Source organism: Allobacillus saliphilus (assembly GCF_018138385.1).
GTDB lineage: Bacteria > Bacillota > Bacilli > Bacillales > Alkalibacillaceae > Allobacillus > Allobacillus saliphilus.
Genome location: NZ_JAGSIE010000007.1, coordinates 136,159 through 160,829, shown reverse-complemented (window position 1 = coordinate 160,829; position 24,671 = coordinate 136,159). Strand labels below are relative to the sequence as shown.

Below are 24,671 nucleotides of genomic sequence, written 5' to 3'. Positions count from 1 at the left end.
TGAACAATTTTATCGTTACAGAATTCTGTATTGGAAGAGGAAATAGACCACTGGCACATCGCGTTAAAGTGGATACCAACTTCACGAGAAAGAAAGGAAGTAACAGGCATGTACGATAAGAAACTGCTAGACAGTATATTAAGAAGGGATAACCTCGAACGGGCACAAAAACAAGTCATCAAAAATAAAGGTGCCGCAGGTGTAGATGGTATGACAACAGGAGAACTCCCCCTGTACATGCTAGAAAACACAAAAGATATTACCCGTCAAATCAGACAAAGAGAATATCGACCATTGCCAGTCAAAAGAGTCGAAATCCCTAAAGATAAGGACGGAGTACGTCTTTTAGGAATCCCAACTGTAGTAGACAGGGTTATTCAACAGGCTATAGCTCAGGTTTTAACACCCATATTTAATCGACAATTTCATCCAAACAGCTATGGATTTAGACCAGGGCGTAACGCTGAAATGGCTATACGTCAGGCACTTGAATTCATGAACGATGGTTACGAATGGGTTGTAGATATAGACTTAGAGCGATTCTTTGATACGGTCAATCATGACCGTTTAATGAACCTTATATCGAGAACAGTGAAAGATGGGGATGTCATCTCACTCATCCGAAAGTTCCTAGTAAGCGGGGTACAACTGGATGAAGGATATAAAGAGACAATCATAGGTACACCGCAAGGTGGTAACTTATCTCCTTTATTAAGTAACATCATGCTGAACGAACTAGACCAAGAACTTGAAAATCGCGGACTTCGCTTTGTGAGATACGCTGATGACTGTATCATCATGGTCAAAAGCGAGATGTCTGCAAATCGTGTTATGCGATCGGTATCAAAGTTCATTGAAGAAAAGCTTGGTCTTATAGTCAACACTACTAAATCAAAAGTGACCAAACCCAATAACCCAGAGTTAAAATTTCTTGGCTTTGGCTTCTTTAAAGACTACCAAACTAAAGAGTACAAAGCAAAACCACATGAGAAATCGATTCAATCATTCAAATACAAACTTAAGCAACTAACCAAGAGAAAGTGGAGTGTTGATACGAAGTATCAAGTCGAACGAATTAACCAACTCATAAGAGGGTGGGTTAATTATTTTAAGGTAGGCTACATGAAGACTGTTCTTGAACGAATCGACTCCCACACAAGAATGCGTCTAAGAATGTGTATTTGGACGAAGTGGAAAACACCAAAGAACAGGAGAAAGAATCTGATTAAACTGGGTATGAGCAAATATAATGCCTACATGAATAGCTACACGAGTAAGGGTGCAGTCCGCATTGCTTATTCGTGGATTCTTACTACTACTATAACAAATAAAAGATTAGCCCGGTTCGGGCTAATCTCCGGTGTACAACACTATATGAAATTACATGCTTAATATAAAATTGAACCGCCGTATACGGAACCGTACGTACGGTGGTGTGAGAGGTCGGAGGTTAACTACCTCCTCCTACTCGATTGTTTAAGAAGAAGATTGCGGACCTTTATCAAGTTCATCGTAATGGATAATCGTATATTTTCCGATTAACGGTAGAGGCTTTTCTTTCTCATTTGCCGCGTTGATGATCCCCATAATAGCTAAAATAAGTGAGACAATAGAAGTTAGAGGTAAAACCAACAGCCAGCCAATAACGGGAATGACTGAACCAATTGTATAAAAAATAACCGCGAAGATGAGCAAAATGAGTCCTTGATTAGCATGATACATAGCGAATCTAGAATCCTTTGCGACTAACAGCGGCACAATGACAAAAATACCTAAGTATGAGATGATTGCCATCGCTTTGTTATTTTTCCGATCTTGCTTTACATCTTGCGTGAATGCTTTTTCGGTCGACATGAACGAACCCTCCTTTAGCATTTAATAATCGTAAAGTACTATAATCATAGCATGTTGAAGGTTCGATTTAATGTATACCTCGGTATACATTTTTGCAAAAAAGTTGCCCAAATACCTATTTCGATAAAGAATGATGAATAGATACAAAATTGATGAGGGAGAGTACAAGTTATGAAAAAGAAAAACCGTCCAATCGAACACCCAGACTTACCTAAACACCTGGAAGAAAGGGACTTGGCTATTTTTGACGACTATTCACATGTGGAAATGGCAAAAATCCTTACAATTGAAAAGCCAATCAATGCTGAACATGCAAGATTCCAAGAAGTTCATTTTAAAGGAGTGAATTTCGATGCAGCACAATTACGATTTTCATCTTTTGTTGACGTCATATTTGAGAATTGTGACCTGTCAAATGTGAATTTAACCAATACACAGATGAATCACGTTGAATTCAGAAATTGCAAATTGGTCGGTACTGACTTTGATTGTGCCGAACTGCGCGATGTACAAATGATTGATTGCCAAGCACCTTATACGTTATTTAATGTAGCAAACATGCAAGATGTAGCATTCAGTGACTGCTTGCTGAAAAGTGCCAATTTCATAGAATCGGAGTTTTTCAATGTGCAATTCGGCTCATCTACAATTGATGACGTGCAATTTACCGGAACTTCGCTGAGAGATGTTGACCTTAGTGAGTGTGAATTAAGGCAAATACATATTCAAAAAGAGGATATTCAAGGAGCAATCGTCTCTGCAGACCAAGCGATCTCATTGATTGAGTTATTTGGTGTGACGGTGAAGGGTTAACTGTTGAAAAAAGTATGCTAACCGTTCAAATCGTCGCTCTGATCGTTCAAAAAACTCGGCTAACTGTTCAAAGCTGCTCACTATCCGTTCAAAACAGCGCCTTGACTGTTCAAACAATGTCGTTGACTGTTCAAAACTTCAATCAGACCGTTCAAATAAGCGTTCTAACACTTAAAATCAAGGCATAGAACCAATGTGACTTTAACAAACGTTAATAACAAATATTACTTTAATGTTCGGTTTCTAACTATTTTTCTTATGCTATTCAAAGTTAATGTAAGCGTTCCACTCATTTTTTATAAAAAAATCTCGCAAACTACTTGCCAGCTCTTATAATAATGTTATACTAAAACCAAACAATTTCATAAGCGTTTTTCATATAATCGCGGGGATATGGCCTGCAAGTTTCTACCGGTTTACCGTAAATAAACCGACTATGAAAAGCACGTACGGTAGCATCTTTTTATTAAGATGCGAGTTACTTTTCGACTTTAACAAGCTCGAAGTACATGCTTTTACATAGGCGTGTAGTTCGAGCTTTTTTAATGTTCGAAAACGTACTGTGTGTTCCAATTTCATTTCTCTCAGAGATTGGATTATATGAAAAACGTCGAGCAACCACTAAAGGGAGGACGTTAATCAATGGAAAGTGTTCAAAGTGAAGTAAAAGTTACTGAAATGGAACCTAAAAAGAAGGAAAAAGAGCCGTCTCCCAATGATGAAAAAATATCTGTCAGTAAATCAGTCTTTGTCGGCTTCCAACATGTGTTGGCGATGGATTTATTTATCCCGCCGATCATATTAGCTGGACTGCTTTCATTGACAGTAGGGGATACAGCGCTATTGATTCAAATGACGTTTATCGCATGTGGGTTGGCAACATTAATTCAAGCGGGATTTGCGATGAAGCTTCCTGTGATGCAAGGACCATCGTTTGTTCCGTTAACTGCACTCGCAGCAATCGGTACGACATCAGGATTAGGAGCGATGATCGGCAGTTTGATTCCAGGAGCAATTCTCATTGCATTAATCGGACGACTGAAGCTATTCAGTAAAGTCGTGAAAAAATTCATTCCACCTATTGTTGCTGGAACGGTCATTGTCGTTGTGGGAATTTCCTTGATGCCGAGTGCCATTAGTTCCGTGTATAACGCTCCAGGAAACGCCAATGTAAATATCATGATTGCTTTTATTTCTGCATCGATTTTGATCGGCTGCATGTATCTCGGTGAAAAAGCGACTAAACGCTTCCGTTTTGTGAAGCTCGCATCTGTCATTATGGCGCTTGGCATCGGTACAATTATCGCGTCCTTTTATGGACTCGTTGATTTTTCATCCGTAAAAGATAGTTCATGGTTTGCCCTTCCAAGTATTTTCGCTTTTGGAATGCCAACATTCGAATTAGATGCTGTTTTAATTATGATAGCCATCTATATGATTATCGTTATTGAAACAACCGGAACATGGTTCACAGTCGGTGAAGTAACGGATCAGAAACTTGATGACAAGCGATTGAACGGGGGCGCAGTTGGTGAAGGATTAGGTTGTTTTGCCGGATCATTTTTCGGAGGGACACCCGTGACTGGATATTCCTCTAACGCAGGGATCATCGCTGTGACAGGTATTAAAAGTCGCCGTCCAATTATTGCCGGAGGAGCGATTTTAGTCATTCTTGGTATGATGCCTAAACTAACGAGTATTATTGCAAGTGTTCCAGGTGTTGTCATCAGTGGTGTGTTCGCCGTTCTATGTGTTGTCATTATGATGAATGGCCTGAAAGTCATTAAAAACGAACCCTTTACGGAAAGAAATATGATTGTGATTGGAGTACCGATTATGTTGGCGTTATTCGCAGCCCTCATTCCACAAGAAGTGATGAGCGAGTTGCCGACTTTGGCTACGTATTTTGTTGCTTCCGGAACAGCGGTCGGAGCAATAGGTGCATTATTGTTGAATGTATTACTACCAGAAAAGCTGGAAGATAAAAAGACAGTTACTGCAAAAGGAGAGATAGAATATGCAACAAGATAGATTATGGAATGATTGGCATCCCGTTTGTAAAGCTGACGAACTAGGTGACGACCCGAAACAGGTACACGTGTTAGGTGAACGCGTCGTCATTTTCCGCAATGAAAAAGGTGTTCATGCATTCAAGGATTTATGTATTCACCGTGGCGCAGCGTTATCGTTAGGGAAAGTCGTCGATGGAAAACTTGTCTGTGCTTATCATGCATGGGAATACGACGAACAAGGTGCTTGTACAAAAATTCCGGCACTACCTTGTGAACGACCAATCCCGAAGAAAGCTCGCGCTGTAGTCTATCATTGTGAAGAATATATGGGATTGATTTGGGTCTGCCTTGGAGATGAACCAGAACAACTCATCAACTATCCGGAAGGTGAAGCGGATGGTTACCGAACAATTATTTGTGGACCGTATGAAGTGAATGCCAATGCACCACGAATTATTGAAAATTTTATTGATGTCGCTCATCTTATGTTTGTCCACGAAGGCATGTTAGGTGATGCGAATCATGCAGAAGTCGTTGACTATAACGTCGATTTTGTAGATGGACACTTAACGACAAGTAAAATACCAGTCTATCAACCAAATGCGGACGGTCGCTCAAAAGGTGGATACACCGATTATGTCTATCAAGTATTACGCCCGACAGTCGCTCGGTTTACAAAAACGACAGAAGGATCCGATGAAGAATTCACGATTTTAACCGCGGTCAATCAAGAAGACAATGAAAAAAGCCGTGTATTCATGTTATTGACACGAAACTATGAGCTCGATCAACCAGACGAACCATACCGTGAATTCCAGGATACAATCTTCTACCAAGACCTTGATATCGTCGAAAGCCAAAAACCAGAATTGCTTCCATTGGATTTGCAGGCGGAGATGCATTTGAAATCAGACGCACTGACAATCGCTTACCGTCGTTGGTTGTCTGAATTGGGGATTGAGACAGGGACACTTCCGTTAGATGAAGAAAAATTAGAACGGATGAAAAAGAAGTCTGCGGTTAAATAATAGAGAAAATCGAAGAGGTTTAGATAAAAAAGACAGGTGATGAACCTGTCTTTTTTCGTTGGAAAATGAGCTGAATACTTGAATGAATTGAAGAGATTTAACTGGCGGTCCACTATTGCATGAGTAGACACACAGACTTTTTGGGAGGTTTGAGGGTTTGATTTTTCAAAATGAAAAGATCTTTACGAAATGATTAAAGAAAACTATAAACCAATGTTGATGTACTGTCCTTTTATTGTCACGTAAGTTAAGTGCTCCCATCTATCCAACGCTATAATATTTTGATATATTTAGTATATAGGTATATAGAAATATATGGAGGATGGACAAATGAGTAAATTAACGTTACAACAATTAGAATCCCACCTATGGGAATCGGCTAACATATTAAGAGGATCAATTGATTCTTCTGATTATAAAAATTACATATTTGGATTGTTATTTTTGAAGCGGTTGAGTGATGTTTTCGTAGAACGTGCAAAAATGATTGAACATGAAGAAGGCGACGACTACGCTTGGTATGATCGTGATGAACACCAATTCTTTGTACCCGAACGAGCGCGGTGGGAGCATATTCAGGTGCAAACACACGACATCGGTAACACAATTAATAAAGCGTTTGAAGCATTAGAAGAAGAAAACCATTCTTTACATGGTGTCTTGGCTAGTATTGACTTTAATGATAAAGATAAATTACCTGATAAATTACTGATGCAATTAATCCAACACTTTTCTTCCATTGATTTAAGTAATGGGAACTTATCCGAGCCGGACATGTTAGGTCGAGCGTATGAATATTTGATCAAACAATTTGCGGATGATGCAGGTAAAAAAGGTGGCGAATTCTATACACCTTCTAAAGTTGTTGAATTAATTGTTAATCTAATTAAACCTGAGGAAGGTATGCGAGTGTGCGATCCGACGGTTGGCTCTGGCGGTATGTTAGTTCAATCCGTAGATTACATAAAATCACAAGGTGGAAATCCTAGAAACCTTACGCTGCATGGCCAAGAGCGTAACCTAGGTACTTGGTCAATTTGTAAGATGAACTTACTTTTACATGGGCTAAGTGACCATGAAATTATGCGAGGAGATACCATACGTGAGCCAAAACTTTTAGGTGATGATAAAGAGTTATTGCTATATGACCGAGTCATTGCCAATCCACCTTTTTCATTGAAGAACTGGGGTAGGGAAGAAGCTGAAGCGGACGAATATGGCCGTTTCCGTTTTGGTATTCCGCCTAAAAACGCTGGAGATTATGCATTTGTTCAACATATGGTTTCTACCCTGAATCATCAAGGAAAAGCCGGAGTCGTGATGCCGCACGGTGTCCTTTTCCGTGGTGGTGCAGAAGGTAAAATACGAGAAGGTCTACTGAAAGAGGATCTAGTAGAAGCGATTATTGGGCTACCATCTAATTTGTTTTACGGCACGGGTATTCCTGCTTGTATTTTAGTTTTGAACCGTCAAAAAGCTGATGAACATAAAGGAAAAGTATTTATCTTAGACGGTTCAAAAGATTACCAAGAAGGAAAAAATCAAAACGTATTAAGAGATGAAGATATAGAGAAAATTGTTCAAGCCTATGACCAATGGGAAGACCAAGAGAAGTATTGCCGAGTAGTTGACCTTGAAGAAATTGAAGAAAATGACTACAACCTAAACATTGCCCGATACATTGATACAACTGAAGAGGAAGAAGAGATTGACGTTCAAGCAGCATTAAATGATTTGAAAAAGCTAGAGCAAGAGCGTGATGAAATTGAGAGTAAGATGTATGGGTATTTGAAGGAGTTGGGGTATGATGAGTGAGTATATCAAAACAGAATATGGTCCAATTCCAAATGACTGGAAAGTAACAGAAATTAAATCAATCGTAAATGATAATGAGAGACATTCTTTTATTGATGGTGATTGGATTGAATCAAAAAACATCTCAGATGAAGGAATAAGACTAATTCAAACAGGTAATATAGGTATTGGTAAATTTATAGAAAAAGAATCCAAAAGATATATTACGGAAGACACCTTCAGTGATTTAAATTGTAAAGAAGTTTTTGATGGAGATATTTTAATTTGCCGATTGGCTGACCCTATTGGACGTGCTTGTATTGTCCCTCATCTGGGCACAAGAAATATAACTTCTGTTGATATAGTTATTTTTAGACCTGATATCGATAAATATGACAGAAAGTTTATTAATTATTCTTTGAATTCCCATATAGTTTTAAGTAAGGTAGTATCTTTTTCTTCTGGTTCTACTAGACAAAGAATCAGTCGTACAAATCTTGGTTCAATTAGACTACCTATACCACCTTTAAAAGAACAACAAAAAATTGCAGCAATCCTCTCATCCGTCGATGAAACAATTGAAAAAACAGAACAAATCATCGAACAAACAGAGACGGTGAAAAAAGGATTAATGCAACAGTTATTGACGAAAGGGATTGGGCATACCAAATTTAAAGACTCTTCTATCGGAAAAATCCCAAGAAACTGGAAAGTAGTTTTTATTGAAGATGTCGCGCACATTAATCCAGAAAAATTATCTAGTAGGACAGAAGACTCTTATGAGTTGAATTATATTGATATTGCATCGATTGATAAAAATAATATTACAAGAACAAATAGACATCTGTTTAAAGATGCTCCTAGTAGGGCCAGAAGAAAAGTTAAAACTGGTGATATTATTGTATCAACGGTGAGACCATACTTAAGAGGTTTTGCATATATAAATGCAAAATACAATGAAGCTGTTTGCTCTACTGGTTTTGCAGTACTTAGAAGTAATAATGAATGTAATTCGGACTTTTTGTACCAAGTTGTTTTATCAGACCGCTTTGTAAATTATCTAACATCTAATATGACAGGAAGTAATTATCCAGCTGTAAAATCAGATGATATTAAAATTTATAACTTTGCCTTACCCCCTAAAGATGAACAGGCTAAAATATCAAACATTCTAACCGAATATCACAATAAAATTCAGATAGAATCGAACAAATTAAATATACTAAATGAAATTAAACAAGGCCTTATGCAACAACTACTAACAGGAAAAGTCCGTGTACCACTAGACGATAAGGAGGAACTTCCGTCATGAGTGAAGTTCAAGCTTGGAACGAAGAGACGTTAGTTGAAAATCGAATGATTGACCAACTGAAGAAGCTTGGCTACACGTATGTCGAAGGAACGGCTCTTGATCGAGAACGGACGTCGCAAAATGAAGTTGTGCTTAAAGAGCGTTTAATAAATTCTGTTAAGAAGCTTAATCCATGGATTAGTGAAAACAACTTAAACAAGGTTGTTCGCAAAATTACGCACATGGAAGCTACCAGTTTGATGGAAGCCAATCAAGATTTTCATGAGATTCTGATTAATAAGTTATCCGTTCAACAAGATCTAGGAATTGGAAGGAAGAGTCAGACGGTTCAGTTGATCGATTTTGATAACATCGATGAAAATGAATTTATCATTACCAGTCAATTGAGCTACACGAATGCGAATGAAACGATTCGTCCGGATATTATGCTTTATGTAAATGGTCTTCCGTTAGTTGTGATTGAGTGTAAAAGTCCGACTCTCCCTCCAGATGAACAAATCGGCCAAGGGGTTAAGCAGCTGAAACGGTACCAAATCGTTAATGAAAATTTGTTTTATTACAATCAGTTTATGGTTTCAACGAGTAATGATCGAGCCAAGGTCGGAACGATTGGTGCCAGTGTCCAGCATTACTCTACGTGGAGAGAACCTTACCCATTAACGGTTGATGAGATTGGCTCAAACGCCACACCTCAAGATGTTCTGACACAAGGTATTTTGGACAGAGAGAGACTGTTTGATATCATTCTAAATTTCATCGTCTATGAACCGGAAGATGGTCGTGTGATTAAGAAAATGGCACGATATCAACAATATCGAGCGGTGAATAAAGCGGTAGAACGAATCTTAACGGGTGAACACCCACAAGCTCGAGGAGGGGTTGTTTGGGCAACACAAGGTTCAGGAAAATCATTATCAATGGTCTTTTTATCGATGAAATTAAGGCGACTAAAAGAACTAGAGAATCCTACAATCGTCGTCGTAACTGACCGTCAAGATTTAGACCGTCAAATTACGAACACATTTAAACGTTGTGGTTTCCCGAATCCGAAACAAGCTGAGTCCGTTGAGGAGTTAAAAAGTCTTCTCCAACAAGGTCCCGGAACAACGGTGATGACCTTGGTTCAGAAGTTCCAAACGGATGAGGGAGAAGAGTATCCATTATTGACTGACTCGGAGAATGTGATTGTTTTGGTCGATGAGTCGCACCGTTCCCAGTATAGTTCACTGGCGATGAACATGCGGACAGGGTTACCGAATGCGACGTATATTGGTTTTACTGGAACACCAATCGATAAAGAAGATAAAAGTACCGTGCGAACATTTGGTACATACATCGATAAGTACCCAATCGAGAAAGCCGTTGAAGATGGGGCAACAGTACCTATTTTCTATGAAGCTCGGTTAATTGACTTACATGTGCAAGGTGAAACGATCGATGAGTTGTTTGATCGCTTTTTCCGTAATTACTCGGATGAAGACCGAGAACGGATTAAACAGAAGTACGTGACCGAAGAAGCGTTGACTTCATCACCGAAGCGGATAAGAGAAGTCGTTTTAGATATTGTCGAACACTACGAGAAGCATATTGAACCGAATGGGTTTAAGGCACAAATCGTTACAGTTTCCCGTGAGGCGGCTGTTGCATATAAAGAGCTGCTGGATGAATTAAGTGATTATGAATCGGCCGTGATTATCTCCAGTGGTCATAATGACTCCGAGCGAATGAAGCAATATGGACTTTCTCAAACAGAAGAGAAAGAAGTTATTCAGCGATTCAAAAAGCCATTACATGAGGACCCGCTCGCTTTCCTGATTGTGTGTGATAAATTGCTGACAGGATTTGATGCTCCTGTGGAACAAGTCATGTATTTGGACAAGCCGCTAAAAGAACATAATCTCTTACAGGCAATTGCGAGAACGAACAGAACCTATGATAAAAAGTCATATGGTTTAATTGTGGATTACTATGGTGTCTCTCGTTTCTTGGAAGAAGCTTTAGGAATCTTCCATGAAGAAGATATTAAGGGAGCGATGCATCATGTCGACGAAGAAATCCCTAGATTAGAGAGCCGCCACCGAAAAGCAATGCGATTTTTTGATCACGTAGACAAAAAAGATTCTGATGCCTGTCTGAAAGTGCTTGAACCTGAAGATATTCGGAATTCATTTGATGTGGCATTTAAAAAGTTCTCTGAAAGTATGGATATGATCATGCCGAGTCCGAAAGCCCAGCCGTATTTAGAGGATTTAAAATGGTTAGGCAAGATTCGAAAGCTTGCAAAGTCTCGATACTATATCGAAGAAGGAATGGATATTTCCGACTGTGGGGGGAAGGTTCGTAAATTAATCGAAGAATATATTTACGCATCTGAGCCTGAGATTTTATTTGAGCCGGTTAATATTTTAACAAGCAGATTCGATGAAAAACTAGATGAGATTAAAACACCAGAGGCGAAAGCTGCCGAAATGGAACATGCTATCAAGCATGAGATTCGGATCAAGTTAGATGAGAACCCAGTGAAATATACTTCACTGAAAGAGCGATTGGAAGAACTCATCGAGCAACGGAAATCACGCCAGCTAACGATTGAAGAATTGTTAGAAGAATTTCAGTCAATCCGACAAGAAATGATCAGCATGGAAGAAGAAAGCCAATCAATCGGACTCAAAGACCCAAGACAGTTGCCATTCTATCAAACGTTGGAACATTATGTACCCGGGTCAGAGCATGAAAGTATAAAAGACTTAACTGAAATCATCACTGAAATCATACAAGAAAATGCAGTTATAGATTGGACAGAAAAAGAAGATGTGAAGCGCGAAATGCGAAAGAAAGTCAAACGACAACTACGCGCAAGCTCCATACCCAATCACATGGTTGAAAACGTCGCTAGAGAACTATTGGATTTAGGGGAAGTCCATTATAAATAACTTTATGTATGAAGAAGAGACATGACTTAAACTGAGTAAGTCATGTCTCTATTATTTTGCCCTTCTTTTAAACCGACACAATGCAACTCCACGCCATGCACTCTTAACCATTCTTTAGCTTCTTCATAATGAGGTAACGTTGCTTTAACTAATCGCCAAAACTTTTCATTGTGCTCAGGAATTTTTAAATGAACGAGTTCATGAACAACCACATAATCTATCACCCAAATAGGAGCCATCGTGATTCGCCAATTAATATAAATATCACCAATCGGTGTACATGTTCCCCAGCGTTTATGTTGTGTTCTCAGTTGGAGTGAATTTGGTTCCACACCGAGTATGTTTTGATAGTAATCAGCACGTTCTAGAATCTTTCTGTGACCGTGCAGTCTATACCATTGGATTAATTTCTGTTCAAGGGTATGTTGAATTTGATCTTGATTCCATTGTTCTGGAACCCTCGCAATAAACCGCCCTTGTTTAAACTGAAAGTCGGCCCTTTGGACAGGCTGCTTCAAAACCTTCAAACGATAATTTCGTCCCAAGTATGGCAGCTTTTCACCACTGACGAACTCTTTCGGTTGAACGGCCGTTTTTACTTCATTAAGTTCTTCAAGTTTTTGAGTAATCCAAGGCGCTTTCTTGTAAAGAATTTCAGTAAGTTGATCGTCACTTATATCCTTTGGAGTATATACCTCAACACCATTGACTAGTGTAACAGATACTTTGATATCTTTTCTATTTTGTTTGTAATGACAGTAGTGAATAGTTGTGGTTCCGTATTTTAGACTAGGCATTTATTAATCTACCTTCTTTCTATACTTATATTAAACTGAATTAAAGTAAGCGGCAAATGTTATTGATTCCAGTGTAATTAATTAAGTCAGAAAAATAAGAAATTTGAATGAATATGTCAAATTAACTACTAATATATGGTATAATTTTTGTAAATATATATTTAATTTTAATGGGTTTTGGGGGTGTTTCTTCAATGATGGATAGAACTGATAGCTTTTCGGGTGCCATTACCAATAAAGTAGAGAAAACTTCATAAATAGTGAATTTGATTCTTATACATATTGTAATAACTACGTTTATAGCAATCGAATTGCTATATAAGCAGTAATTATAGGATCTGTAGATGGTGGAATCCCACGATTGAAATCGGACAACCGACTGAGTCTATCGTATTGGTCAAAAAAAGGAAGTCTATGTATACTACTCGATTGCTTCAGCTGATGACAATGGAACATCTGTTGAAGAAGTACTACATAATCTCTCGGTAGAGAAAAAGAAATTGGCAGAACACGTTATCGTACCAAGTAAAGAAGAAGACTTTAAACGAGAAGTTTTAGCAAAGATAGGTTTATCAAATTAATTGATAAGGATTGGAGGTAGATTTTTATGGAGAATTATTTCTATGATTTCTTAAATCAAATTTCTGAAGAATTTACACGAACGCTAAGAGAATTGGAGAATGCCATTTATAATAGTCCGCGATCGATGTTAACACATAGCCGGACATTTATTGAGACGCTTCTCGAAAAAGTGATGATCCATGAAAATATGGAGAATGAACCTTATTTAACGATAATTGAGAGAATACAAGATTTAGATGAGAGTGGCTTATTAACAGACGAAGTGAAAAACTCACTACATGAAGTCAGGAAATTAGGGAATAAAGCAGCACATGATACACGACAATTTAGGTTTTCTGAATCATTAACTGCATGGGAACATATCTATATCATCGTAAAATGGTTTGTTGAAGTTTATGGCTCTCATGATATTGAGGTTCCAGAGTATGTGGATCCGGTAATGAGAAGAGATCACTCTTATGACTTAGAAGAGATGAATTTTCGCTTTCAAAAGATTGAGGAGCTGTTAAAGCAAGCGGTCCAAAACGAACAGCCAAAACAGGTATCAGTTGATTCGCATAACCTGAATGCAAAGAGTACAAATGATGCCGATAGTGAAACAGGAGGTCCTGTTGAGAAACAAGAAGTATCTCTTTCTGAAACCATGGATAAAGCGCCGGGTTTAATTCCTATAAGAACAATTTCTTATGGGAATGATGGCGTTGAGGTTCCTTATTTTCTTAGAGATACCTTCTTGTTGCCACAGAGATTTGAAAACTCAGAACGTTTCTTGGTCCGCTTAGGCGGTGTGGAAGAAGCAAGAATTATGAGCGAACTTCCTGAAAGACTAGATGGATTCCACAACCGAATCGTTCGTTATAATGAAACTCATTCAGAAGTATTTTTCTCAGAGTTAAAAAACTTCATAAATGAAGAAATTAGAAGAAGAAAACTAATGCAAAATCGACCAGGAGAATTGTTCTTATTCTACAAGTCAGAAGAAATAGTCGTAACAGAGGAACTAGGGAAGATTGAGATTAACAAAGAAAACTTTACAGGTATGCCAGGATTAATTGATCAACTCAATGAAGATGGGATTAAATTCGTGCGTGACTTACCGAAGGAACTTGTTATTCTGGGTAAGTATAAAGGCGTAGGAACAAGTAGAGTAGAAAGTTTCTTTAATCAATTAAAGGAGAAACAAGTCTCCAAAATAGAAGAACTGGTTTAATTACGAGGTAGGGAGAAAATCCCTGCCTTTTCCTTATCGAACTTAATATCCTTAATAATTTAATAAAAATAACCAGTTGTTATTAAGAACGTTTGTTCCTTTTCAGTTGAATTAATGCTATAATATTTATACCCCCTAACAACCCTGGTTGTTATCGGGAAGAAGATTCTTTCTTCTGGAAAGGGGGTGTGTAGATATGGAAGTGTTGGTGTTTGTTACTGTGGTGATCAACTTTGTAGTCGCAGCCATAGAGCTGTCGATTGCAATACGTCACTCTCGTAACAATAAAAGAGACTCCCGCTCGGCAAAGCGGAAGTCTCAGTAACCCAACCGGGAAGGGAGAAACCCCTTCCCACTCCATATTCTACTCTTATTATAACTGCCTTATTCGAAAAAAACAAGACATACGGTATTGGGCAATATTTGATTGCAATCCGACTCTAGTAACGAAAACGAGACCCCCGCTCTACCAAGCGAAAGTCTCACTACCACCCGGGAAGGGAGAAATCCCTTCCCACCCATATCTTACTCTTATTATAGCTTCCTTTTCGAATAAAACAAGAAATGAGGTTGGAAATATGCTTTGGACAGCTTTTATCCTTTCCATTCTTGCTCTAATTATGTCTACGATTGCATTATTTTTAATGAAGAAACAATGAAATTACCACCTTGCTTTTTGAATAGACAATCCCCAAACTCAATTGTATAAATGATTAATCCTTCTCAGATACTCACAGAATAGATTCCTATTTTTGAATAAAATTCTTAGGTTGACTATGTATGATCGTAGCGCAAACGAATGAGCATTCAATCAGGATAAGGAGGAACTCCAGTGAATATGGTAGTAGGGGACAAAATCAAATTTGAGAGAACTTTTACAAAAGAAGACGTAGAGTTATTTACGAAAGTTTCTATGGATGAAGGTGATCACCATACGACCCCGGATGAACTTGGTCGAATTGTTGTTCAAGGATTGCTTACGGCTACGCTGCCGACAAAAGTCGGTGGGGATTACAATGTGCTTGCTAGGACAATGAATTTCGAATTTTTGAGACCTGTTTTTACAGATGACACGGTTGAGTGCGTCGTAACAATCGAGGAGCTTGAAAGAAGAGATGAAAAGCGGATATCGATTATGGCGTCATTTATTTGCACGAATCAAAAAGGTAAGCAAGTGCTAACCGAGAATTTTGCCGGGATTATTCTACAAGATCAAGAGGAGGTGGGAGATTAATGGAGAAAACAGTACCGATCAAAAATCAAATGAATGGAATCTTTTTTCATGTAACTGATTTGAAACGGTCAGCGCAATGGTATTCTGATTTGGTCGGCTTGTCGATCGATTTGGATCAGGTAAAATCCCCTGTATTTAATTTACCAGTGACCGGGACGACTTCGCTAACGTTGGATGACCACACATTTGACCCGAATTTCAAGCATCAAGTGACACCGAATCCGTTGTTTAATTTGTTTGCACCGAATATTGATGCTGCGTATCAATATGTTCGCGATAAAGATATTCCAGTCGTGCGAGAGATTGAGTGGGTCGGTAAAACAGCGTGGTTTAATATTGAAGATCCTGATGGAAATGTGATCATGATTTGTAATTGTTAATTTGCTAAAAAAACTATCGGTTAACCCTTTGAGACAAGGATGATTCCTTGTCTTTTTTGTTGTAAATGCGCTCGAAAAGCCATTCCGGTGAAAGTGTAAGAAAATTCATACTTTTCTACTTTAAATGATTAATAAATCGGGAGAAAATGGGTAAATGTGTAAGAAAACAAAAAGATGTAAAAGAATACGTTTAACTATTTACTCAAACGTTTATATTTGGTAGTATATCCTTGTAAACAAAGAAATTTGAAGATTTTTAAGAAAGGAAGGGTGTTCGTTATGAATTTATCATTAGTGATTGTCACTTTAGTCGTATTGGCGACTTTTATGATTATGGCTGCGGTTACAGATGCTGTTCAACATTTCCAGAACAGAAAAAACCGTCGTATGATTGACCCACAGATTTCCAACCAAATGGATATGGAAGTTGGTCATAGATAATGAAACCACTTTAATAACAAGATGCGTAGACAAAGAATAAAACGCATCTTGTTTTTTTATGTAAAAAAATGAGTTCGGATTCGGTATTAGCGTACAAATGATTGACGACAAAAATAAAAACCGGACGAAAGCTCGCCCGGTTTAGTATTACGATACTTTTTCAATTTGAGGATTCTCTCCACTTACTTTATTTTGGCTGAATTGATCCCAAAGGAATCCGAGTAAACCACCGACGAATGCGGGTACAACCCACCCTAAATCGAGTGATGCAAAAGGTAATACACTCATGAATGATGATAATGCTTCTACATGAAATCCAAGCATTTCAAGTCCGTTATAAATGCTGACGAATCCAGTGAACGCCATTGCACCTCGGTAAACTCCTCTCGAACCGCCAAAAAATCGGTCGATAAATGGTAATGTGACAAGGACGATTGTTAATGGATACAACATGACTAGGAATGGAATCGTCACTTCGATAATTTGATTCAGTCCGAGATTCGCAATTAGGAAACTAGCAAGTGTGACCATAAAAACAACGACACGGTAGCTTAGCTTTTTCGATAATTTTGAGATGTATTGGCCACAAGCAATCGTCAAACCAACACACGTTGTGAAGCAAGCTAAGGTGAAAATGAATCCGAGTAAAATTTTTCCGTTATTGCCTAACAGAATCGTGACGGCGGTGGATAATACGGCTGAACCATTTTCATATGTTTCCTGACCAGCTACTTGAGTTCCCATAAATCCAATGCCAGTATAGACTAAGGCAAGTGCTGTACCGGCGATTAGTGCAGCTTTTACCGTATAGCTTCTTAACTGTTTATGATCAGTAACTCCTTTTTGCTTGATTGCCGTTAAAATAACAATTCCGAATGCCATTGCTGCTAAAGCATCCATCGTGGCATAGCCGTCAATGATTCCCTTGAAAAATGATGCCGTTTGATACGTTTCATTCGGTGCTTCAAATGATTTATCCAACCGGAAATAACCGAATAAAAATAGCGTCACAATCGAAATTAGCAATGTCGGTGTAATAACTTTCCCCATTAAATCCACAACTTTAGATGGATACATACTCAATAAGAAAACGAAGAAAAAGAATAATGCTGTAAATCCGAGTAACAGCAATGATTGGCTAAAGGAGCTTCCTGCCATAAGCGGGTTAAAGCCCATCTCAAATGCGACGTTTGCGTTACGTGGTACGCCAAAGAATGGTCCAATCGACAAATAAATCAATAAGGTAAAAACAGCACCAAACCAAGGATGAACTCTGCTGCCAAGTTCATTCGCACCATTTTTAACCAATGCGATGGCAGATACGACTAGCAGAGGCAAGCCGACTCCTGTTACGATGAACCCAATCATTGCCGGCCAAAAGGAAGTGCCAGACCCACTACCAAGAAATGGTGGAAAAATTAAATTTCCAGCCCCAAAAAACATTGAAAATAACATAAGTCCTACAAAAAACGTTTCTCTCTTTTTCATTCCACTCGCTCCTTTTCTGATGTTGTTTAAAAATACTTCCATGCCTAAGTGCGTTTCGTTTGATGATCGATGTACTACGGAGTAGGTAGAATTGATTGGAATTCTTTCCTCGTTAATGATTGAATAAAGAAGGAAAGCAATCCAATCTGAAGGAACAAAAAAAGCCCGTCCCTATAATAGGGACGAGCTTGTACTCGCGTTACCACCCAAATTCCACAATCATTATAATTGTGGCACTCGATCAACGTACTATCATACGCGTCCAATTGTAACGGCAGGAATTCCGGCAAATGCTTACTGGATGATGATTTCAGCATTGCATCTCAGAGATGATTTTCACTTGATCCGCCGACGTCCGCTTTCACCAATTGCGGACTCTCTGTAGTCTTTAGATTGACAAGCTACTATTCTCTTCATCGATTTTGGTTTCTAAACTTTTAAATAATTGATTAAATTCATTATATTGCTTTTAAATATATTATCAAGTATTTTTTTGATTTTTATCTGAAAAATTTAATTTTGACTATGAATAATGTAAATAAAATGATGAATTTTCATCTTAAGATATGCGAGCTAGTCTATGTGAATGTTGTATACTATGATGGTGAGCAGGTTGGATATAGTAGAAAGGAACATGGCAATTGAAAGAGGATTTAACGACAGGTTCGATTTATCGAAAATTATATATATTTGCGTTACCGCTCTTATTTACCAATCTACTACAAATGTCGATGCAGTTGACGGACAGTTTATGGGTTGGAAATCTACTTGGGAGTACGGCATTCGGGGCGATTACGATTGGTTTAACCGTCATGTCGATTGTTTTGGCATTTGTTTTAGGGAGTAATAATGCCATTTTGACGATTTTCGCTCAATTAAGTGGAAAAAACGATCCGAAAGAAATTAAATCGTATTTAAGCTCTTCGGTTATTTTGTTAATGGGGTTGGCGTTAATGGTTGCGGTCGTTGGTTCCATTGTAGTTGGGCCATTGCTCGGATGGTTAAATACACCCGAGTCTATTAAACCGATTGCGAAAGAATACTTACTTATAAATTTTTTCGGGATGTTTTTTCTTGTCGGCTATAACTTTGTCGCAACAGTCCTGCGTGCTTTCGGTGACAGCAAAACGCCACTTTATTTCATTTTAGTCGGGGCATTATTGAATGCTGTCCTAGATCCAATTTTCATTAAAGGGTTAAACCTTGGTTTGGCTGGTGCGGCTTATGCGACGGTGATCGTATATATCGTTATTTTTCTCGTAAGCTTGTACTATGTAGGACGGAAATATCAGACATTCAAGTTTCGATTTCAAAAGCCTCGTTGGGTGGAAGTTCGAACAATTTTACAATTGAGTATACCGTCTATTACCCAAATGATTGTCATTCATGCTGGATCGAATGTCATTCTTTCGATCGTGAATAGCTTCGGCGAATCGACGGTTGCTGGGTTCGGTGCGGCTCAACGGTTGAATCAACTGATTCTACTGCCAGCCTCGGCTCTCGGAACAGCAGTCAATACGATGGCTGCTCAAAACATAGAGGCAAAACAATGGAATCGTGTTTTCAAAACGACAAAAGTTGGGTTGATCTATAATGCGATTTTAATGGCTCTCGTCACGATCACCTTTTACATTTGGGCAGAGCCACTTGTTCGCTTGTTTATTCAAGAAGAGGCCAGCGTCGCTTTCGGGACGTTATATGTTAAAACAATCGCTTTCTTCTATCTGTTTATCGGATTAAATTTTATTTTAAATGGTGTCGTCCGAGGCTCAGGAGCAATGTTCCAAGTGTTGATGTTAAACATTATATCCCTGTGGGTATTACGTGTTCCACTTACTTATTTCTTTTCATCCGTTTACGGAGAAATTGGGATCCCACTTGGAATGGGTTCGAGCTTCTTTCTTAGCTGTCTATTCTCGATTGCTTATTACAAATGGGGGAACTGGCGAGAAAAAGAATTGTTCCGATAGTTTGGATAAAAAACATCTCACTGATAAAAAGGTGAGATGTTTTTGCGTTTATCATTTTTAAAATTTGTTGTTGATCTTGTGCTACGCTATCGGCCACACTATCTTCAGTGTTAAAATACAAAACTTCAGGGTTAATTTCAGTTTCTTCAGTGTTAAAATATAAAGCTTCAGGGTTAATTACGTTACCTTCAGTGTTAAAATGCAAATCTTCAGTGTTAATATCGTTACCTTCAGTGTTAAATCACAAATTTTCAGGGCTTTTATACACGAATGCTCTGTGGCTTCACACATAGGTTTATATAATTATTATCCAATTTAGAAAAAACAAATAACTATGTTAAAATCAAGTTATTAAGGATAAGATAGGGAAGTGTTTGATTGTCTAAGTCAATTATTTGTAATAGATGTCATGGGGAAATTCATGTTCAAGATGAATTAGTGACGTCGACCATTGTGTTTGAGGTGGTTGCATTTCATGACGATTGTTATACAAAAGATTTAAAAGGTGCGAAAACAATTGTGTTGGATAATAAACCTCTGAACGGGTTTTCTGGGAACGCAACTTTTATTATCTTCGTAGTTGCTGCATTACTATGGGTGTTATTCGCTGATGAATCGATTAAGTGGGTAGCGTTATTCGCCTTGTTGCCAATAGGATTACGTTTGGTTTCTTATTTTCGTTATGAACGACATTTGAAAAATAATACTTAATTTATCCTTCATAAGTGCATACATAAGGAAAAAATGTTTTCTTTGCATGAGGGTATAACAAATCATTTGATTTAATGCGGATAAATATCTATGTTTTGCTGCTCGTCGAATTGCAATTAAGCCATTCACTATTCATGATTTTCGTTTCGGTAAACAAAACCCCATCTCGCGATTAAGCTTGACGAGATGAGGTTACATCGATTTCTAGGATATTTTTCGTATCCCAATCGTTTTGGATATACTTTTCATTTAAATGCCTGTTTTCTCACCAGTCACCCCTTGGATCATACAAGCGACGACATCTTAATCCCAGATAAAAATTATAAAATCATCGAGTTATGACATTGTCGGCTGCCAACCGCTCGAAAAACGTTTAGAGCCGCTCGACGAACGGATGCAACCGCCCGACAAACGCATGCAGCCGCTCGACAAACGCTTGCAGCCGCTCGACAAACGCGTGCAACCGCCCGACAAACGCGTGCAACCGCCCGACAAGCGCGTGCAACCGCCCGACAAACGCATGCAGCCGCTCGACAAACGCGTGCAACCGCCCGACAAGCGCGTGCAACCACCCGACAAGCGCGTGCAACCACCCGACGAAAACGTTTTAGAAAAATTCCCTCCGTCAAGATTGGAGTTTTACGGTTTGTAATTAATATTGATTGAAAAGAAAATCATCAAGATCAGATGAACCACAAGAAAAATTCCGATTCCTAAACCCCATATTGCATACAAACGACTTTTTTTACTAAATAGGCCGACGATTCCTGAGAATACTGATGCCATTATAAAAAAGACGTATGGTGAGATTGACGTGTTCATTTTCGTTAAATACTCAACATTGAAATAGGCTAAACCGAGAAGCGCACTAATAATGGAAACCAACCCAGGTATACCAGCTACTTTCGATTTAATTTTCATCGCCAATTCCATAATTTCACCTCGCCAACTTTAAGGCTTCTAACATACTCGTTGTCCTGAAGCTTTCGAATTTCAGATGCTGGTCCTGTAACAACAGCTCCATAAATATTTACACCATTTTCTTGAATGTAATCAATGCGTTCCTCAAGAGCTAATGTTTTTGCACGGGCAATTTTCGTCGCTTGTTCTTCGTGGATCTCTAAATGGTTTAAAATCTCTTTAAAAACTTCGCTATTATCCTGCCTGTTATCAAAAGGCGTCCACGTTGGTGGATCTTTATAAATAGGGTATCCGATTGGTGTAACTGGTAGCCCTTGATCATCAACGACTTTCCTTTCGACACCTGTATCAACAGCTAACCATAAAAAATCGATATCTGGATCGCGACCGGGGTTAATGTCACGAATGTCATCTGGTTTCATTGGATTGCTGAAAGATATATAGGCTTCTACAACCGTTCCATCAGGGACGTTTTGAACAATTTCCCACTCTTTTTTGAATTCATAAGGTACATGGAGTGCTGGATGGATAAAATAGCTAGGCTCATCTCTAGGCGGTATTTCTGGATGCGGTCGATCCAAAAAGAACGTTCGATTCGGGAAAGCGGGTTGATCCAACATATAATCGATGTCATATTCTCCCACTCGATATTCTTCTTTTCCAATCCGTTTATAAACATCAAAGTTCAAATCCATTGAAAAGAAATCGATCGTTTCTTCTAATTCCATTCGTTTTACAAACATATTCGGCTCGGTCACTTCGATAACGTCACTAGCGACTTTGATTTGCGTGTTTGCCCGGCCGTCATGGCCACCGCTTCCATAATAAAAATAGGTAAGCAGTGTTAAAGTGGGTACAATCATCAAAAGAACTGCCAAACTAATTAAAATGTTTGTTGTCAAAGCTTTATGGCGACTTTTTTTTAGTATTTTATTGGAATCAATATTTGTGTTTTCATCAAATTGCTTTTTTGATCGGTCAATCATCTTCCAATAATTTTGATCATCACTCATCTTGATTCCTCCGTTCGTTTAATTTACTCATCAATGCTTGCCTACCACGATACAAATTACTTTTAAATGAATTGATGTTTAGTTCCATAATTTGTGCACCTTCTTCATATGTAAGTTCGTGTAGATCACAAAGGATGACAGCGTGTTGGTGTTTCGGCCGCAGTTGATGGACCATTTCGATAAGTTGTTGGTACTCTTCATTTTGAAGTACTTGCTCCTCGGGTGTCCAAGCACTGGACTCTTTGTCTTTTAATCGTTCGATCTCTTCATTAGGAATTTGTTTCTTATTTTTGCGCGTATCATCGATAAATGTATGATAGGCAACTTTAAACAACCAAGCTTTGATGTTCGTAATATTTTGTTCAGGTAAGCTTAAGTAAGTCCGGTAAAATGTTTCTTGTACTAAATCTTCAGCAGTATGGTGATTTTTTGAAAGGGAGAATAAATAACGATATAGATCGTACATGTAGTTTTTGTATATATCGTCAATTTCCATTTATGATCCCCCTTTCACTCAAACAACGGATGAGCGGTACAAAAAGTTGCACGTTTACTGACATTTTATCATGGTTACAATTTTTTGTTTGACATTATACCATTAGGGGTATATGATATAAATATATCGGTTGAAATAACACATGATAAACTTGGGATTAATTAGTAGAGGGGGGAAGACGCAATGGAATACGATGATAAAATAAAGAATCGTATTAAACGATTGGAAGGCCAACTTAGAGGCGCACTTCGAATGATGGAAGAAGGCTCGGATTGTCAAGATGTCATTACGCAGCTTTCCGCAAGTCGAACGGCGATTGACCGAGCAATTGGTGTAATCGTCAGCGAAAATTTAATTGAATGTGTGCGTGAAGCAGAAGAAAACGGCGAGAACACAGATGATAAAGTTAAGGAAGCTGTGAATTTATTGGTAAAAAGTCGATAAGTAAAAAAATAAATTTACTTGTTGACAATCATTCTTTTATCTTAAAATATACCCCGTAGGGTATTAAAATATAAAAAACAATTAACAGGAGGAATTTATAATGAATATTGAGAAGACATTAGACGCTAAAGGACTTGCATGCCCAATGCCAGTTGTAAGAACAAAGAAAACGATTGATGACATTGAAAGTGGTCAAATTCTTGAGGTTATAGCAACTGATGCAGGATCTAAGAGTGACATTACTGCATGGACGAAGTCTTCTGGTCATGAACTTGTTGATATGAAAGAAGAAGACGGCGTATTCTATTTCTATATTAAAAAAGCATAAATTTTTTTAGACTGTATTATACCTATACAGGTATGGGGATAAAGTGGAGGAGAGCGAAAAACAACATTCGTTCTCCTTTCAAATAATCAATTAGGAGGAAGTAAAATGTCCGAAAGAAAAAAGACGAATATCATCTTGTTTAGTGGTGATTACGATAAAGTGATGGCTGCCTATATTATTGCGAACGGTGCAGCAGCTTATGATCATGATGTAACGATTTTCCATACGTTCTGGGGATTAAATACGTTGCGTAAAGATGAAAAATTGCAACCGAAGAAGTCCTTTATGGAGAAAATGTTTGCGAAAATGATGCCTCGTGGGGCAGAAAAAATGCCATTATCGAAAATGCAATTTCTCGGTATGGGTCCAAAGATGATCAAAAAAGTTATGAAGAAGCATAACGCAATGCCAGTTTCCGATTTAGTCGACTTGGCTAAAGAACAGGATATTAAGTTGCTTGCATGTACGATGACGATGGATCTATTAGGACTGAAAAAAGAAGAATTAATGGATAACATCGAATACGGTGGTGTCGCAGCTTACATCGCTGACGGTGAAGACGGCACCATTAACTTATTTATTTAATTTTTGGAGGAATAACGAATGAAAACAATTGATGCAAAGACAGTACAAGAAAAATTAGAAAATGGAGAGCAATTGAATCTAATTGATGTCCGTGAAGCGGATGAGGTTGCTACTGGGAAAATACCTGGCGCGTTACACATGCCGCTTGGTTTAGTTGAATTTCGCGAGCATGAATTAGATAAAAATGCAGCGTATATTATGGTATGCCGCTCTGGCGGACGTAGTGGTCAAGCGACTCAGTACCTTGAATCGAAAGGATTTAACGTTACCAATATGACTGGCGGAATGCTGGATTGGGAAGGTTCAATCGAATAATTATTGGAGG

The 24,671-nt window shown here is 38.3% G+C and carries 24 protein-coding genes, 1 riboswitch and 1 other annotated feature; of the genes, 18 read left to right on the top strand and 6 right to left on the bottom strand.

All coding sequences use genetic code 11. The annotated features are described in order from the left end of the window. Positions 1 to 108: 108 nt before the first annotated feature. Positions 109 to 1,392, top strand: coding sequence for a group II intron reverse transcriptase/maturase (ltrA, locus tag KC820_RS03045; protein ID WP_212367924.1), 1,284 nt, complete (start codon positions 109 to 111; stop codon positions 1,390 to 1,392). Positions 1,393 to 1,476: 84 nt separating this feature from the next. On the opposite strand, the gene KC820_RS03040 is transcribed toward ltrA, so the two are convergent. Next, entirely contained in the window at positions 1,477 to 1,854 is a 378-nt protein-coding gene (locus KC820_RS03040) for a DUF4870 domain-containing protein (protein ID WP_212367922.1), read from the bottom strand. A gap of 171 nt (positions 1,855 to 2,025) precedes the next feature. Here KC820_RS03040 and KC820_RS03035 point away from each other — a divergent pair, with 171 nt between their 5' ends. The 6 genes from KC820_RS03035 (at position 2,026) to KC820_RS03010 (ending at position 11,746) form a co-directional block, all read left to right on the top strand. Further along, entirely contained in the window at positions 2,026 to 2,667 is a 642-nt protein-coding gene (locus tag KC820_RS03035) for a pentapeptide repeat-containing protein (RefSeq protein WP_212367920.1), read from the top strand. A gap of 355 nt (positions 2,668 to 3,022) precedes the next feature. Next, positions 3,023 to 3,124: riboswitch (purine riboswitch) on the top strand. 221 nt (positions 3,125 to 3,345) lie between these two features. Then, on the top strand, positions 3,346 to 4,698 hold the full coding sequence (locus KC820_RS03030; RefSeq protein WP_236782497.1) for a uracil-xanthine permease family protein: 1,353 nt from the start codon (positions 3,346 to 3,348) through the stop codon (positions 4,696 to 4,698). Beyond that, a complete protein-coding gene (locus KC820_RS03025) occupies positions 4,685 to 5,707 on the top strand; it encodes an aromatic ring-hydroxylating dioxygenase subunit alpha (RefSeq protein ID WP_212367916.1) in 1,023 nt (340 codons plus the stop codon). The genes KC820_RS03030 and KC820_RS03025 overlap by 14 nt, the downstream gene beginning before the upstream one ends. Before the next feature lie 330 nt (positions 5,708 to 6,037). Continuing rightward, positions 6,038 to 7,522: a type I restriction-modification system subunit M gene (locus KC820_RS03020; protein ID WP_212367914.1), complete on the top strand. Its 1,485-nt coding sequence runs from the start codon at positions 6,038 to 6,040 to the stop codon at positions 7,520 to 7,522. Beyond that, the gene (locus tag KC820_RS03015) at positions 7,515 to 8,813 is read left to right on the top strand and encodes a restriction endonuclease subunit S (protein ID WP_212367912.1); all 1,299 of its coding nucleotides are present in this window, start codon (positions 7,515 to 7,517) and stop codon (positions 8,811 to 8,813) included. The genes KC820_RS03020 and KC820_RS03015 overlap by 8 nt, the downstream gene beginning before the upstream one ends. After that, positions 8,810 to 11,746: a type I restriction endonuclease subunit R gene (locus KC820_RS03010; RefSeq protein ID WP_212367910.1), complete on the top strand. Its 2,937-nt coding sequence runs from the start codon at positions 8,810 to 8,812 to the stop codon at positions 11,744 to 11,746. The genes KC820_RS03015 and KC820_RS03010 overlap by 4 nt, the downstream gene beginning before the upstream one ends. A gap of 26 nt (positions 11,747 to 11,772) precedes the next feature. Here the strand turns inward: KC820_RS03010 and KC820_RS03005 are convergent, their stop codons facing one another. Continuing rightward, entirely contained in the window at positions 11,773 to 12,543 is a 771-nt protein-coding gene (locus KC820_RS03005) for a M48 family metallopeptidase (protein WP_212367908.1), read from the bottom strand. Between the two features lie 607 nt (positions 12,544 to 13,150). On the opposite strand from KC820_RS03005, the gene KC820_RS03000 reads away from it, so the two are divergent. From KC820_RS03000 to KC820_RS02985, 4 genes are all read left to right on the top strand, one after another. Next, entirely contained in the window at positions 13,151 to 14,335 is a 1,185-nt protein-coding gene (locus tag KC820_RS03000) for a DUF4145 domain-containing protein (RefSeq protein ID WP_212367906.1), read from the top strand. Between the two features lie 832 nt (positions 14,336 to 15,167). After that, a complete protein-coding gene (locus KC820_RS02995; RefSeq protein ID WP_212367905.1) occupies positions 15,168 to 15,569 on the top strand; it encodes a hotdog domain-containing protein in 402 nt (133 codons plus the stop codon). Further along, the gene (locus KC820_RS02990) at positions 15,569 to 15,949 is read left to right on the top strand and encodes a VOC family protein (protein ID WP_212367903.1); all 381 of its coding nucleotides are present in this window, start codon (positions 15,569 to 15,571) and stop codon (positions 15,947 to 15,949) included. The genes KC820_RS02995 and KC820_RS02990 overlap by 1 nt, the downstream gene beginning before the upstream one ends. A gap of 279 nt (positions 15,950 to 16,228) precedes the next feature. After that, complete coding sequence (locus KC820_RS02985) at positions 16,229 to 16,390, top strand: hypothetical protein (RefSeq protein ID WP_186279671.1); 162 nt, start codon at positions 16,229 to 16,231, stop codon at positions 16,388 to 16,390. A 147-nt stretch (positions 16,391 to 16,537) separates the two neighbouring features. Here the strand turns inward: KC820_RS02985 and brnQ are convergent, their stop codons facing one another. Then, complete coding sequence (brnQ, locus tag KC820_RS02980; protein WP_212367954.1) at positions 16,538 to 17,878, bottom strand: branched-chain amino acid transport system II carrier protein; 1,341 nt, start codon at positions 17,876 to 17,878, stop codon at positions 16,538 to 16,540. A 175-nt stretch (positions 17,879 to 18,053) separates the two neighbouring features. Beyond that, positions 18,054 to 18,304 (bottom strand) — a binding site (T-box leader). Between the two features lie 215 nt (positions 18,305 to 18,519). Here brnQ and KC820_RS02975 point away from each other — a divergent pair. The 3 genes from KC820_RS02975 (at position 18,520) to KC820_RS02965 (ending at position 21,211) form a co-directional block, all read left to right on the top strand. After that, positions 18,520 to 19,848: an MATE family efflux transporter gene (locus tag KC820_RS02975; RefSeq protein ID WP_212367900.1), complete on the top strand. Its 1,329-nt coding sequence runs from the start codon at positions 18,520 to 18,522 to the stop codon at positions 19,846 to 19,848. Between the two features lie 378 nt (positions 19,849 to 20,226). Beyond that, positions 20,227 to 20,559 carry a hypothetical protein gene (locus KC820_RS02970; protein ID WP_212367899.1) on the top strand — a complete coding sequence of 111 codons (333 nt, stop codon included), beginning with the start codon at positions 20,227 to 20,229 and terminating at the stop codon, positions 20,557 to 20,559. A gap of 394 nt (positions 20,560 to 20,953) precedes the next feature. Further along, a complete protein-coding gene (locus KC820_RS02965; RefSeq protein ID WP_212367897.1) occupies positions 20,954 to 21,211 on the top strand; it encodes a hypothetical protein in 258 nt (85 codons plus the stop codon). Here the strand turns inward: KC820_RS02965 and KC820_RS02960 are convergent. The 3 genes from KC820_RS02960 to KC820_RS02950 are packed head-to-tail and all read right to left on the bottom strand — an operon-like array spanning position 21,199 to position 22,989. After that, on the bottom strand, positions 21,199 to 21,492 hold the full coding sequence (locus tag KC820_RS02960; protein ID WP_144163139.1) for a hypothetical protein: 294 nt from the start codon (positions 21,490 to 21,492) through the stop codon (positions 21,199 to 21,201). The genes KC820_RS02965 and KC820_RS02960 overlap by 13 nt on opposite strands. Next, a complete protein-coding gene (locus KC820_RS02955) occupies positions 21,477 to 22,493 on the bottom strand; it encodes an anti-sigma factor (protein WP_212367895.1) in 1,017 nt (338 codons plus the stop codon). Before KC820_RS02955 ends, KC820_RS02960 begins: the two co-directional genes overlap by 16 nt. Then, entirely contained in the window at positions 22,486 to 22,989 is a 504-nt protein-coding gene (locus tag KC820_RS02950) for a sigma-70 family RNA polymerase sigma factor (RefSeq protein WP_212367892.1), read from the bottom strand. Before KC820_RS02950 ends, KC820_RS02955 begins: the two co-directional genes overlap by 8 nt. 183 nt (positions 22,990 to 23,172) lie before the next feature. Here KC820_RS02950 and KC820_RS02945 point away from each other — a divergent pair, with 183 nt between their 5' ends. From KC820_RS02945 to KC820_RS02930, 4 genes are all read left to right on the top strand, one after another. After that, positions 23,173 to 23,433 (top strand): metal-sensitive transcriptional regulator, encoded by a 261-nt coding sequence (locus tag KC820_RS02945; RefSeq protein ID WP_144163145.1) that lies wholly within the window; start codon positions 23,173 to 23,175, stop codon positions 23,431 to 23,433. Between the two features lie 100 nt (positions 23,434 to 23,533). Then, positions 23,534 to 23,761 carry a sulfurtransferase TusA family protein gene (locus tag KC820_RS02940; protein ID WP_212367889.1) on the top strand — a complete coding sequence of 76 codons (228 nt, stop codon included), beginning with the start codon at positions 23,534 to 23,536 and terminating at the stop codon, positions 23,759 to 23,761. Positions 23,762 to 23,866: 105 nt separating this feature from the next. Next, positions 23,867 to 24,346 carry a DsrE/DsrF/DrsH-like family protein gene (locus tag KC820_RS02935; protein WP_212367886.1) on the top strand — a complete coding sequence of 160 codons (480 nt, stop codon included), beginning with the start codon at positions 23,867 to 23,869 and terminating at the stop codon, positions 24,344 to 24,346. Positions 24,347 to 24,364: 18 nt separating this feature from the next. Continuing rightward, positions 24,365 to 24,661, top strand: coding sequence for a rhodanese-like domain-containing protein (locus KC820_RS02930; protein WP_144089520.1), 297 nt, complete (start codon positions 24,365 to 24,367; stop codon positions 24,659 to 24,661). Positions 24,662 to 24,671 lie beyond the last annotated feature (10 nt).

Excerpts from the sequence above, each read along its gene's own strand:
- ltrA (WP_212367924.1), top strand. The coding sequence starts at position 109 with ATGTACGATAAGAAACTGCTAGACAGTATATTAAGAAGGGATAACCTC.
- KC820_RS03040 (WP_212367922.1), bottom strand. The coding sequence starts at position 1,854 with ATGTCGACCGAAAAAGCATTCACGCAAGATGTAAAGCAAGATCGGAAA.
- KC820_RS03035 (WP_212367920.1), top strand. The coding sequence starts at position 2,026 with ATGAAAAAGAAAAACCGTCCAATCGAACACCCAGACTTACCTAAACAC.
- KC820_RS03030 (WP_236782497.1), top strand. The coding sequence starts at position 3,346 with ATGGAACCTAAAAAGAAGGAAAAAGAGCCGTCTCCCAATGATGAAAAA.
- KC820_RS03025 (WP_212367916.1), top strand. The coding sequence starts at position 4,685 with ATGCAACAAGATAGATTATGGAATGATTGGCATCCCGTTTGTAAAGCT.
- KC820_RS03020 (WP_212367914.1), top strand. The coding sequence starts at position 6,038 with ATGAGTAAATTAACGTTACAACAATTAGAATCCCACCTATGGGAATCG.
- KC820_RS03015 (WP_212367912.1), top strand. The coding sequence starts at position 7,515 with ATGAGTGAGTATATCAAAACAGAATATGGTCCAATTCCAAATGACTGG.
- KC820_RS03010 (WP_212367910.1), top strand. The coding sequence starts at position 8,810 with ATGAGTGAAGTTCAAGCTTGGAACGAAGAGACGTTAGTTGAAAATCGA.
- KC820_RS03005 (WP_212367908.1), bottom strand. The coding sequence starts at position 12,543 with ATGCCTAGTCTAAAATACGGAACCACAACTATTCACTACTGTCATTAC.
- KC820_RS03000 (WP_212367906.1), top strand. The coding sequence starts at position 13,151 with ATGGAGAATTATTTCTATGATTTCTTAAATCAAATTTCTGAAGAATTT.
- KC820_RS02990 (WP_212367903.1), top strand. The coding sequence starts at position 15,569 with ATGGAGAAAACAGTACCGATCAAAAATCAAATGAATGGAATCTTTTTT.
- KC820_RS02985 (WP_186279671.1), top strand. The coding sequence starts at position 16,229 with ATGAATTTATCATTAGTGATTGTCACTTTAGTCGTATTGGCGACTTTT.
- brnQ (WP_212367954.1), bottom strand. The coding sequence starts at position 17,878 with ATGAAAAAGAGAGAAACGTTTTTTGTAGGACTTATGTTATTTTCAATG.
- KC820_RS02965 (WP_212367897.1), top strand. The coding sequence starts at position 20,954 with ATGCAACCGCCCGACAAACGCATGCAGCCGCTCGACAAACGCTTGCAG.
- KC820_RS02960 (WP_144163139.1), bottom strand. The coding sequence starts at position 21,492 with ATGGAATTGGCGATGAAAATTAAATCGAAAGTAGCTGGTATACCTGGG.
- KC820_RS02955 (WP_212367895.1), bottom strand. The coding sequence starts at position 22,493 with ATGAGTGATGATCAAAATTATTGGAAGATGATTGACCGATCAAAAAAG.
- KC820_RS02950 (WP_212367892.1), bottom strand. The coding sequence starts at position 22,989 with ATGGAAATTGACGATATATACAAAAACTACATGTACGATCTATATCGT.
- KC820_RS02945 (WP_144163145.1), top strand. The coding sequence starts at position 23,173 with ATGGAATACGATGATAAAATAAAGAATCGTATTAAACGATTGGAAGGC.
- KC820_RS02940 (WP_212367889.1), top strand. The coding sequence starts at position 23,534 with ATGAATATTGAGAAGACATTAGACGCTAAAGGACTTGCATGCCCAATG.
- KC820_RS02935 (WP_212367886.1), top strand. The coding sequence starts at position 23,867 with ATGTCCGAAAGAAAAAAGACGAATATCATCTTGTTTAGTGGTGATTAC.
- KC820_RS02930 (WP_144089520.1), top strand. The coding sequence starts at position 24,365 with ATGAAAACAATTGATGCAAAGACAGTACAAGAAAAATTAGAAAATGGA.